Origin of the sequence: Pedobacter jeongneungensis (assembly GCF_039538295.1) — a bacterium.
Taxonomy (GTDB): Bacteria; Bacteroidota; Bacteroidia; order Sphingobacteriales; family Sphingobacteriaceae; genus Pedobacter; species Pedobacter jeongneungensis.
Genome location: NZ_BAABBY010000002.1, coordinates 493,914 through 506,309, shown reverse-complemented (window position 1 = coordinate 506,309; position 12,396 = coordinate 493,914). Strand labels below are relative to the sequence as shown.

General features: G+C 41.7%; 6 protein-coding genes. 1 reads left to right on the top strand and 5 read right to left on the bottom strand.

What is annotated here, in order from left to right:
- Positions 1 to 3: 3 nt before the first annotated feature.
- The 5 genes from ABD769_RS05750 to ABD769_RS05730 form a co-directional block, all read right to left on the bottom strand.
- Positions 4 to 741 (bottom strand): ThuA domain-containing protein, encoded by a 738-nt coding sequence (locus ABD769_RS05750; protein WP_344850160.1) that lies wholly within the window; start codon positions 739 to 741, stop codon positions 4 to 6.
- 327 nt (positions 742 to 1,068) lie between these two features.
- The gene (locus ABD769_RS05745) at positions 1,069 to 3,615 is read right to left on the bottom strand and encodes a Kelch repeat-containing protein (protein ID WP_344850158.1); all 2,547 of its coding nucleotides are present in this window, start codon (positions 3,613 to 3,615) and stop codon (positions 1,069 to 1,071) included.
- Positions 3,616 to 3,702: 87 nt separating this feature from the next.
- Positions 3,703 to 4,980, bottom strand: coding sequence for a glycoside hydrolase family 99 protein (locus ABD769_RS05740; RefSeq protein WP_344850156.1), 1,278 nt, complete (start codon positions 4,978 to 4,980; stop codon positions 3,703 to 3,705).
- 12 nt (positions 4,981 to 4,992) lie between these two features.
- Complete coding sequence (locus tag ABD769_RS05735) at positions 4,993 to 7,365, bottom strand: glycoside hydrolase family 3 N-terminal domain-containing protein (RefSeq protein WP_344850154.1); 2,373 nt, start codon at positions 7,363 to 7,365, stop codon at positions 4,993 to 4,995.
- Between the two features lie 56 nt (positions 7,366 to 7,421).
- Positions 7,422 to 8,282, bottom strand: coding sequence for an ROK family protein (locus ABD769_RS05730; RefSeq protein WP_344850152.1), 861 nt, complete (start codon positions 8,280 to 8,282; stop codon positions 7,422 to 7,424).
- A gap of 817 nt (positions 8,283 to 9,099) precedes the next feature.
- Between ABD769_RS05730 and ABD769_RS05725 the strand changes: the two genes are divergently transcribed.
- On the top strand, positions 9,100 to 12,390 hold the full coding sequence (locus tag ABD769_RS05725; protein WP_344850150.1) for a SusC/RagA family TonB-linked outer membrane protein: 3,291 nt from the start codon (positions 9,100 to 9,102) through the stop codon (positions 12,388 to 12,390).
- The last annotated feature ends 6 nt before the right edge of the window (positions 12,391 to 12,396 follow it).

Sequence of the window (12,396 nt, the reverse complement as noted above, 5' to 3'; positions counted from 1 at the left end):
TGGTTATTTTTTTCGGCCAAGTGCATATTTAATTCCACCCAGTAAATGCTGAAGAAATAATGGCTCGGTATAAGAAGCTTCGGTATGGCCCAGTTCGGTGTAAAAAGCCTTTCCGCCATCGTAGGTATGGTACCAGGCCATAGGGTGGTTATCGCCCATTTTGGCTTTGCCTGCATCGTAACTTTTCTCGTTAATGGTAATGAGCACTTTCAGATCAGCAGCAACAGATTTAAAGTTGTACCATTCGTCTTTTCTTTTCCATAGAGCCGGAAGCATTTCTGTTGAAAGGTGATTTTTATCAATAACGTTCAGTTCGGCTTCCTGCTGGTTGGGGTGACCGGCAAAATAAGCCCCTACCAATTTGCCATACCAGGGCCACTGGTATTCGCAGTCGGTTGCAGCATGCACGCCCACAAAAGCACCACCATGATGGATATAATCTTCAAAAACTTTTTGCTGTGTATCGTTTAATACATCACCGGTGGTACTCAGGAAAATTACGGCATTATACTTTTCGAGGTTAGAGGGATTAAAGTTGATTGCATTTGTTGTACTATCAACATCGAAATTATTTTCTGTACCTAGTTTTATGATGGCTTTTACGCCATCGGCAATGGCATTATGGTGAAAACCTGCCGTTTTACAAAAAATAAGGACTTTCTGCTTTTTGGCAGATAAACTGTTGCTGAAAAGCAAAATGACGGTTACAATCAGGCAGCTGATGTATTTAATCTTTTTCATAAAATAGGTTTAATCTGGTTAGTTTAACAGAAGGTGAAATTAGGCCGGCGGCTTAAAAAAAAATTAATAAACAATTAATTTAAAAAGCCTTTTTGTAACTATTCGGCGATTAAAAACACAAAAAACCTGATTACCAACTGAAAATCAATCAGTTAAAAACAGAGCGATAAAAACAGTAAAATAATTTAACAGCATTTTTTGTGAGCATAATTTTACCCCCGGTTTAACTGATAGGATTGTTAATCTGCTGTTAATTGAGTAGAAATGGGTAACAAAAATCAAAGATCATCTGCCCGGAAATATTTGCTCTCTGGCGAGCCATATGTATTAATGCCCCGGGGTTGAAACCAGCACTTCTGAAAAGCTTTTCTGAAATTCATCTCCATAAAGGAGTTTATATTCTTTACAGAAGTTTTCGTAAGTATTTTTAGCTATAGAATGTTTCCCCAGGTGAACAAGTGCCTTACATTTAATTACCATTGCTTCTTCATTTACCGAATCAAAATAAAAGATATAACTGGAAAGTTCGATCAATAATTCAGGATCGCTTTCTATTCCAACCGAATGCGAAAAATGCAGGTAAGAATCGATGATTTCGTTCGATATTTCGGCCTTAAAACTGTCCATCCACTCGTAATTTACGGTAGGCAGGAATGGTCCGCGTTTAATAATGGTGGCAAGACGCCTGATTTTTTGATGATCGAGGTGCGATTTATCCTTAATAATATTCACATACTCCTGGTAATCGGTATAGGTAACTGCGGTATCGATATTGATGCGCCAGTAACCGGTTTCTTTCGAAATCTGGCAATTGCTGATCTTATCGAGGATACTTTTTAATTTAGCGATGTTAACCGAGCGGTTATTCCGGGCACTTTCGTTCGATTTATCAAACCACAGCAGTTCCTTAAGTTTATCTGAACTGATGCCGCGCTCCCACCTTATTGTGTACAGCAGAACCACGAGGAAAAGTTCCTTTATAAGTGGCGTAAACTGTTTGGTAATCTGCTGACCATCATCATCAAATACCTGTAAATCGCCAAAAAGAAAAATTGAACTTTTGTTTCCGGTTACTGTTTCTTCAATAAGGGCAGTTTCTTTTACTTCTTCACCCGGATCAGCAAATGATTGAACCTGAGCATGATACACCGGCTTGGTTGCTTTTTTATTTCTGAAGACAAAAAAGATGATTCCCATGGCAACCAGAAACAAACCGGAAAACCAGTACCAGAATGAAGAATGTTCTGCGAAAAGCTTATCAGGAGCATCTAATGGCGGCGAATTGAGCGCATAAATATTGACATGCGTTTTATCGGTACTGTCGCGAAAAGTGGTAACTGCAATAAAGCGCTTTGAAGATCTGCTATAATAAAGGTCTGAATAGGAATTGATATCATGAAACCTGTACGGGATTTTACTGCCACTCAGTTTATATTCCGGTTTATCGAGCGAACCTACAATGAGCTGCAGTTTAGAATCATACCTGTGCCGCGGAAATATCAGGCCGTAAAATGTACGTTCTTTTTCGTTAATGATCAGTGAATTTGCAAAAACAAAATCTTCTCCCCCAACTTTAAGTTCATAGCGCTTTTTGATTGTTTTTTTATCCATATCAAAGTACAGCAAATCGTACAGGTTGCGCGGGTTAAGCATCTGCTTACCTGTTGTACTTCCATAGCCACCGATAATGTAGGCCCCATTTCCCGATTGCCCAAGCGCAGCCAGGTACCTCGGTGTAAAAACATCACCTTTAAACTGCTCCTGTTGCCAGGTACCGGTTGGAAAATGGTATTTATTGACCTGGTTTTTGTATATAAAGTGGCCATAGCCTGCAATCATATACAATGAAGAATCTTTTGGAGAATAAAACTTATTAAAAAGCCAGTTGTCGGTAATAGGGGTTTTGGGATTATAATCTTTAGACCATGTTCTGGATGCGGAATCGAAAACACTAACAGTCTTCTGATCGGCGTAAAAATTGAGCAAACGGTTACTGCTTTCGTCGTACAGCGAATAGTTTCCTCTTAAAAGGGTAAGTTTATTGGCAAAAGGCAACGATTTGAGTTTGGTATCGCTCACCGAGAAAGTTTTGAGCGAGTCTCTTTCCACAATATACACCTCATCTTTTTTGGTATTAAATGCGGTACTTGCAGGTCCTTTTACTACAAAACTCCCAAGCCTTTGCCAGTCGTAATGCATTTTTTTAATCCACAAGGCACGGTTTACACCGGCTTTGTTATCGCCAACGAGTTCTTTGGCCCTGTTGCCGTCATATTCATCAAGCGGCCAGTGGTATTTTAGCTCCCCATCTTCGGTAATCTTTATGTTGCGGATTTTCATCGGGGGATTATCTGAGGTTTTAAACTGCTGATATTCATTGGCCCCGAAAAGGATCTTAAAACAACTCCCTTTTTTCAGATTTACCGTCGCTTTGCCAATATATTGACCACAAAACAGGGTTAATTGCGATTTTTGTGCATCAAACCTCAATTTTATCTGGTTCCAGTGATGATAAAGCGTAGCAGGAGGAATTTCGAAAGCAATTTTCGAAAATTTATTCCCGACAATTACCTTAAAGTGATGCTTTTCTTTAAAATCATTATCATAAAGAAGGTCGATATTTTCAGAATCGTTAACAACCAGGCGTAAAATGTAACCGAAATAATCGTCTTTATTCGGTAGAAAATTTAAATCGAAACTCAGGTCAAAGCCATCCTCAAAACACAGGTTTTTGCCGGGACTTAAATCGAGTCCGGTCCGTTGGTCCTGAACCACTTCATGACTAAAGAAGCCAAGGCCATATGATTGAGAAAAGCTTTTGTTGCAGCAGAGCGAAAGGATGATTACTGCACTCCAGAGATATAATTTGGTCATGATTTATTAACATTACGAATATAGAATATATATCCCAATGTTGCCATAGTTGTATTAGGTTAAACGTATTGGTACATGGTTAATCTGTTAATTTCGTCTCGGCATTTTAATTGTAAGAGGTTTTTCGGCACGTAACATTTTTGCTGCCTCGCCGGTTAGCCATAAATAATGATCGGAAGGCATACCATCCATCCCAATAAATGATGTTTTTGTGCTTACCGGCGGTTTATCGGTGGCTTTAAAAATTGCGGTCGCTTCATTTACCTCATCAAACATGGCCACATACAGCATATCTGCACCACTAAGCAAAGCTGTAGCAATTTGCTGCCAGTAAAAACGCCCGCCTTGTCTGGGTATTGAGCCTACGGGTTTCACATCGTCCGGAAATTCATATTTACTTAAATTATGCCAGCTAAAACCGGGTGTAACGCAGGGCACATAATCAATATGGCGGGCACTGCACCATTTCATATCCTCAATCAGGTCATCCCGAAAGCGGTCCATATCGTTATGGAGCAGTGGCGTATAGCGCTGCACTGACCATGGTAAAACAATATCCGATCTGGCAATCAGCTCATGGAGGTACGGATCGTTGATGCAATCGCCTTTTAGTTCGCGCCAGGCATTGGGCACGCCCAGCATTACCGCACAGCCTCCATAAACCGGATCGTTTTTTAAGAAATCGATTAGGCGCTCTATACCAATATTGCGGATATTATACGGCCGGTCCGGAAAACCGACGCCCCAAATGGCTACAACGGGTTTTCCGTTATGCTGTAAATAGGTATTGAGCCCATCCGGATTGGTCAGTTTTAATTCATCCACCAGGTATTTCCAGTCTTCTATAACAGCTGAGCAATCCTCGTTTTTTGCCGATAGTCCGGATAGATCGTACATTACGGCAATGGCGCGTTTATATTTAGAAGCAGCCAGGGAAGCATTTTTTAAAATCGTTGCGCCATCGCCTTTTCTTTCCTTTTCTCTGGCGTTGTTAAAAAAGCGCTGCATAAAAACACCATCTACGCCATAGTCCTGCATCCATTTAAAATGCAGGTCGATGCTGCTTTTATCATAGGAGCTGAAAAAACGGGCTTTCTCTCCGGTAGCCAGCGTAAAAGGAGTTTGATAGGTTTTGCTGTACTCCGTTACATCAGGCCACATATCTATACCCGATTTATCTTCGTTTCCATAAGCATAATGTTTGGATGAAGAACCATCGCCTTCTGCCCTGAACCAGCCCTGGTAACCCGCCATAATGAGGTGTTTATAATTTGGATATGCTGTTTTTTTCTGATGCTTATATTGTGCCTGACAAAGAAAAGCACAGGAAATTATTAAAATAGCGGTGAAATAATACTTTTTCATGTATATGGTGCTTTAAATTTTTATCCGGCTGCTTAAACGGTCATTTTCTGAGGATGAGCCAATAATAACCTTAAACCAGCCGGGTTCTACAACACGTTTCATGTTGATATCCAAAAGTGAAAGATCACGCGGATTGAGTATAAAACTGATGGTTTTTGATTCACCAATATCCAGGTGCACGCGTTCAAACCCTCTCAGGTTTTTACTGTAAGTGATGATAGAACTCACCTCATCCTGCACATACAGCTGAGGCACTTCATCGCCTGCCCGGCTACCTGTATTTTTGATTTTAAAGCTAATTTTTATCTTTTTTTCAGTTTGGTAGGCATTAACAATTTTAAGGTCGCTATACTGAAAATCGGTGTAACTGAGCCCATAACCAAAAGGATACAGAAAACCGCTCACATTCGCGTCTTCTTTACTATCTGCATCGGCTGAAGGTTTCATCGGAAAAGAAAGCGGAATCTGCCCAACTGATTTTGGGAAAGGTACGCTCAGTTTCCCCCCGGGATTATAATTGCCAAACACCACATCTGCAATTGCTTTTCCGGTATATTCGCCCAGGTACCAGGTTTCGATAATGGCCGGGATAATTTTATGGTCAAACCCAAAAGTAACAGGCCGTCCGCCTACTAAAAGTAATACCATCGGCTTTTTTAACGCTGCAATTCTTTTGAGCAGAAGCTCCTGCCTTCCAGGCAGTTTAAGTGTAAGCCTCGATTTGGTTTCGCCTATTGTATTTTCATTGTCGCCCAGTACAAGAAATATGGTTTCCGATTTTTTAGCCAGGTTTACCGCCTCTTCTATGGCGTCGCTTTCATCTTTGGTGAGATCGAAATCCTGTACATCGCTTTCGGGAAAATTTTTATCGATATGATCACATCCTTTTGCATAATTAATTTTGATACCTGCGGGTAAAGCGGCTTTTAATCCATCAAATACGGTAATTACGCTGGCATGTGTTGGCCCATAGCGCGAAAGAAGGCTGTTGTGCTCTTTGGCATTTGGACCAATTATGGCAACCGTACCTGTTTTTGCAGCATCGAGCGGTAAAATTTTATTCTGATTTTCTAAAAGTACAATCCCCTCTCTTGCAGCTTGCAGCGCAAGTTTTTTAGCTTCATTATGGTGCACGGCACGGTCGGCCGCCTGTGTATCTTCTACATATGGACGGTCAAAAAGACCGATTTCAAATTTCACCCGGAGCACTTCTGCCACCCGCTGGTTTACAACACTCATGGCGATGGATCCATTTTTTATTCCTCTTCTAAGTCCTCTCAGGTAATCGGCCGGGTTTTTAAATTCAGTACGCACATTCAAACCCGCAGCAAGCGCCATACGGGCCGCATCGGCAGTATCTTTAGCGACATGATGTTTGGCAAAAAGATCTTCCAAAGCATGGCTGTCACTCGTTACATAACCTTTAAAACCAAACTGTTTGCGCAAAATATCCGTCAGGAAATAACGACTGGCAATAATTGGCTGTCCATCATAATCGTTGTAAGAGGCCATTACACCTTTTGCATGGGCTTCCTGAAAAGCAACCCTAAAAGGCTCAAGATAAAGGTTCCACATTTCCCTGGGCGCAACATGCGGATCAGTGCGCACACCGCCATCTCTTCCGCCCACCGGAATGCTGTAAACAGCAAAATGTTTTACGGTAGAAATGATTCCGTTTTCCTGTATGCCCAGGATATTCTGTTTACCCAGCTGCGAGACTAAAAAAGGATCGCAGCCATAGGTTTCCTCCATCCGGCCCCACCTGGGATCTGATGATACATCGAGTATGGGCGAATATACATTGGTATAGCCGAGGGCTTTTGCTTCGCGGGCGGTAACCTGCCCGATCTGCCTTACCAGCTGCCTGTTAAAGCTGCTGCCCTGGGCCAGCTGGGCAGGAAAATAAGTTGCTTTCATGTGGTTAAGCCCACGGATCCCCTCAGTGGTAAAATCAACAGGTATTCCCAACCTGGTTTTTTCAATAAACCAACGCTGTATCGTATTGATGGCCGAGGCATGCGATGAATATGGAAATGCAAAAACGGTATCTTTTCTCAGTCCTGTTAATTGTTCGTCTATATTGGCAATGCCATCTTTCCACACGCTATCTTTCCAGGAGGGTGTTGGCTGTCTGTCTTTTAAAAAAGCTCCATAACCATACAAAGTGGTTAACTGGCAGGTTTTTTCCTCTACGGTCATCCTTTTGAGAAGATCGGCAACCCTTTTCTCTATGGGTTGTGTTTTATCTTCATAAACATCCAGTTTTCCATTCTTGTTAAAATCTATCCATTTCCGGTTAGCTGGTTCAGGTTTCCTGCTAAATGCAAAAATGAAAACCGTTAAGAACGGAACGAGAACAATCAGGGCCGTTTTTTTTATCTGCATAAGTGTTGCTGTTATAATTATAGGGTTATTGAAAGCCTTAAACGGGCAATTATTTTTTATAAACAGGAACCCGCCCCGATTAAGGTGGCTTTTTCTCCAAGTGTAGAGCGTTTAATGGGAAAACTATAGCCCATCATCTGTGCAAGGTATTTCCGCGTATCGTCGAGAAAAAAGGCTTCTGCCTGAGCAATATTGCCACCAATTACCGCGGCCAGCGGCATTTTTTTTCTTACGAACTTATAGATAAATTTAGCAAGATTCATACTGAATTCGATAAAAATGGAACGGAAATATGGGGAATCGCGGTGGTTTTCGACCAAATCTTTAACATCTTTGATTTTCACCTCGGCTAACTCCTCGAACCGGGTAACAAACCACCTTGTAGAAATATAATCTTCGGCAATGCCTTTTAAAAACGGCATTTTCCATAAATCTGAATCAAAAGCTTTGCCATCTATCATATGTGCCGTACCCAAACCAGTGCCCAGGGTAAGGCCAATTGCCTTATCCAGTCCTTTTATACTTCCACTGAATATTTCGCCCTGTAAAAAGCATACCGCATCGTTACGGAAGCTTATTTTAGCTGCCGGAAAATTTAGCCTTTGCGCCAGCTTTTCCTTAATATTAACTTTATAAAGCGATTCATATTTATCCTGATCCTTAATCAGGCAGATTCCGTTTTTATAATCCATTGGTCCCGGCATGGCAATCGAGATCCAGGCAGGCATTCCGGCATATCTGCCCATTGCATTTTCGATGGTTAATGCCCATGCCCCGATAATTTCAGCGGCAGAAGCATGTGCATTTAAACGTGCGCGAAACCTGGTTTTTGATATTTCTTTTTTCTTCTCCAGATCGATAAGAGCGGCAGTGATATGGGAGCCACCAATATCGACACCCAAAACAATTTTTTCCATGTTGTTGATTTTAGCGTTACAACATTAACCAGACACAAGTATTAAATCGTTTTACCTCTTTAAATGTAAAGAATTTACGCAACAGGAGCTATTTGGTTAGTGTTTTGGCTCAAACCTATGCCTGAAGGATTAATAAAACTTTAAAAAAAGATTAATTAAGGAAATATTCTGAAAATAATCCTTTACAACCTGTTTTTTCAAACAAATCGCCCGCAATATTAAATATTGTTTTAGAAGCAACTTCTTTTTTTAAAGAAATAAAAATTTGATTTGGCCAGGTACAGTTTGAAAGGGAGATTTTGATCAAAAAAATCACAAATAAAAATACCAATCTGGTTTTTTATTAAATAAGCCTGGAAAATTAATGCTTTATTATTAATTAATTAATTGCCCTGCACGTAATTTATAAAAGATTTAAAGCCGTAACCGGGCCAATTAAACAAAATAACCAAATAACTAACCATCTAAATTACACTGCATGATGAATTAATACTTTCATAACAGGCTGCCTGTTGCTGATTATTCATATGCAGGCAAGTCACTAATACCAAATCGTAACTACAAGTAGCATCACCTGAATTATAATGAACAGGATGATTCTGCATTTAACCAAATAAACAAATTTTATGAGCATTAATCGACTTATTTTAAAGCGGTACGTCCGCTTTATACCTGTTGCTTTTATTTCGGTAACCGATACCGGAACAACCGGTTCCACATCAAAGAGCAGATCTTATTCCAAACCGCCCCTATCAAACAATCTGTACCATAGGGCAACACCGGCAATTAATCACAGCATTATTTAAGTATTAATGAAATGAAGATAGAATTTTACAAATATTGCCTCGCATTATTACTGGTCATTTTTTCTACGCTGGCGCAAGCTCAAAACAAACAACTTAACATTAAAGGTACTGTGCTCGATAATACGAACCAGCCAATTGTAGGGGTTTCTGTAAGTGCTGTGGGCGCAACGAATACAAAGGCCACCCAAACAGATCAGGATGGGAAATTTAAGATCACTGTCCCGGTTAATACAACTTTAAGGTTCAGTTACATGGGTTTTCTGCCCCAGCAGGTTGCGGTGAGGTCAGAAACAGAATTACGCATTGTTTTACTCGACGATACGAAAAGCCTGAGTGAAGTTGTGGTAACGGCAATGGGCATTAAACAAGAAGCCAAATCGCTGGCCTACGCCCGCCAAAGCATAGATGTATCTTCTATGACGGAGGCCCGCGGAAGCAGCTTGCTTGATATGTTATCTGGAAAGGCTGCAGGCATGCAGATTGTTTCGGGAGGCGGCCCCGGGGCTTCAACCCGGGTGGTAATCAGGGGAAATAACTCCCTCACCGGTAACAACCAGCCATTATTTGTGATCGACGGGATTCCTGTGTTGAATAACTCAGGAGAAAACGGCGATCTTGATTTCGGGAGCCCGGTAAACAGCATCAATCCGGATGAAATTGAAAATGTGGAGATTTTGAAAGGCGCAAATGCCGCAGCGCTTTACGGATCGGATGCTGCAAACGGAGTGGTACTGATCACCACTAAAAAAGCCGGCAGAAGGCAGGGACTGGGAATCAGCTATGGTTTTAATACCATGCTGGGGAATCTGTACAATTTCCCTACGCTACAGAACATATATGGCGCCGGACAAACCGGACAGTTTAAAAGAGAGGGGATAAATTATTTCAGCAATTCTGGCAATGGGGTAAGCTTTGATCCGAATTTGCCTTACGGGATATGGAACCCGAATATGGGAAACCAGGATCAGCGATCGTGGGGTATGCCAATGCTGGGATTTAAGGTTGTAGGCAGAAACGGGATTGTAAAAGATTATGTGCCTCAACCACAAACCATCGAAAGCATGTATAAAACCTCTAATGCGATCACCAACAGTTTTTCTATCGACAAGCTAACGGATGCGATGAGTTTCAGGCTTTCGTACACCGGGCAAACCGCTGATGACATTTTGGAGAAATTTAATTTATTCGACAGGCATAACCTTAATGTAAGGAGCACAGCGAAAATTACCGATTATTTAGACCTGGATGCGAACATCAGGTACACTTATGAGAATATGGACAACAGGGGATTCCGCAACAGCTCAAACAGGAACCCGCTCTATGTAATTGCGAATCTCCCGAGAGATGCCTCTTATGCAGAACTTGTACCATGGAAACAAAATGGCGGCACACCGTTCAATTTTAACGGTTTCACCAATCCTTACTGGCTGTTAAATGAAACTTCGAACCAGGACAGTAAAAACTTTTTAAATGCAAGCCTCACGGCTAATATCAGACTTAACCAGCTGTTCAGACTAAGGCTTACCGCGGCAACTGATCTGCAGCAGCAAAAAGGCTGGGATTTTACCAATCTTTATACCCCTTTTGATATTGATGGCGAATACTATAAATGGAACAGGTTATCGACCAATAATAACTATAATGCCCTGCTCTCTTTTAACAAAAAACTGAATAAGGATTTTAACCTGAACTCAAACTTTGGGGCCTCTTTACAAACTGTAAAAGCAGACCGCATGTCATCAAGGGCTTTTATGCTCATTACACCTGATCTGGCCAGTTTATCAAATGCAAAAGGCATTATTGGTGCGGTTGAAGAACCTGAGGCCAAAAATAAACAGGCCATTTTTGGTATGGGTAATTTAGGCTATAAAAACTGGGCATTTTTAGAAGCCACCGCCCGCAACGAATGGTCGAGTACCTTACCATCGGCCAACAACTCTTATTTTTATTATTCGTTGGGTAGTAGTGTGGTGGTTACAGATGCGCTCAAAATAAATAAAAAAGTGCTCTCTTATCTTAAATTCAGGGGCTCTTTTGCGCAGGTTGGTAACGATACAGGTTTCGACAGGCTTTACAGCGGTTACTTCAGGAATGAAAATGGTTCTTTCCTTGGGATTCCATTTTTTACCGGCGAAGAGGTGCTGAAAAACAACAGACTTAAACCCGAGCAAACGCAATCGTGGGAGTTTGGTTCGGAGCTTAAACTCTGGAACGGCAGGGTAAATGCCGATGTAACCTATTACAGTAAAAGCACCAAAAACCAGATTGTAGAAGCAGATGCGATTTCTGCCAGCGGCTACCGCAGGGAAATCCTGAATGCAGGGGAAATCCAGAACTCCGGGGTTGAGGTAAGCCTGAACGTTACGCCTGTTAAAACAAAATTCTTCAGCTGGACCACCACTTTCAACTGGGCACAAAACCGATCAAAGGTAGTATCACTTGTAGAAGGCATTACCCGCTATGAGATGGGCAGTGGCGATAATATCAGGCTTTATGCAGAAGTGGGCAAACCATACGGCGTATTTTACGGAAACGATTATAAACGCAACGCCGATGGTGCAATCTATGTAGGGGTTGACGGGAAACCCAAATTCCTGCCTGATCAGTATTTAGGTTCCATACAACCGGATTGGTTTGGCGGCTGGCAAAACTCTTTCAGGGTTGGACCGGTAGATTTAGGCTTCATGTTTGATTTCCAGTCAGGTGGAAAAGTATGGTCTTACACCGCATTCAGAGGCGGTATTGATGGCAATACCGTACAATCTTTAGAAGGCCGGTATGACGACCTTATTTCGCAGCTGATTTTGGGCGAAAATACGGATGAACGCAGAGGCTTCCTTCAACCGGGAAACACGGTTAAACCCGGTGCCGATTATCTCCAGAATTACGTGCGCTACCCTGATGGCTCCCGTCCGAAAGGCGTTCAGCTTGGCAATACCGTTTATGATCCTTCTGTTGGCGCTTTTTGGGCCGATAAACCTTCAATGGCCTGGGTATCGCCTATGGACCACTGGACGCACAACAGTGCTTCGAGCGCGGCAAGATATATTTATGATGCCTCTTACATCAAATTAAGGGAAGTAACCATGGGTTATACCCTAAAAAGCACCTGGTTTAGAAAAACGCCAGTTAAAAGTGCAAGGGTAGCGCTGGTTGGACGTAACCTGGCCATATTATTCCAGAATACCCCAAAAGGTCTGGATCCACAGGCTACCTCAACAACAGGTAATGCTCAGGGTTTCGAAAGAGGTTTTAGTTTACCAATGTCAACATGGGGATTTGATGTCAAACTTTCATTTTAAAAATAC

Coding starts and splice junctions, on each gene's coding strand:
- ABD769_RS05750 (WP_344850160.1), bottom strand. CDS start 741: ATGAAAAAGATTAAATACATCAGCTGCCTGATTGTAACCGTCATTTTG.
- ABD769_RS05745 (WP_344850158.1), bottom strand. CDS start 3,615: ATGACCAAATTATATCTCTGGAGTGCAGTAATCATCCTTTCGCTCTGC.
- ABD769_RS05740 (WP_344850156.1), bottom strand. CDS start 4,980: ATGAAAAAGTATTATTTCACCGCTATTTTAATAATTTCCTGTGCTTTT.
- ABD769_RS05735 (WP_344850154.1), bottom strand. CDS start 7,365: ATGCAGATAAAAAAAACGGCCCTGATTGTTCTCGTTCCGTTCTTAACG.
- ABD769_RS05730 (WP_344850152.1), bottom strand. CDS start 8,282: ATGGAAAAAATTGTTTTGGGTGTCGATATTGGTGGCTCCCATATCACT.
- ABD769_RS05725 (WP_344850150.1), top strand. CDS start 9,100: ATGAAGATAGAATTTTACAAATATTGCCTCGCATTATTACTGGTCATT.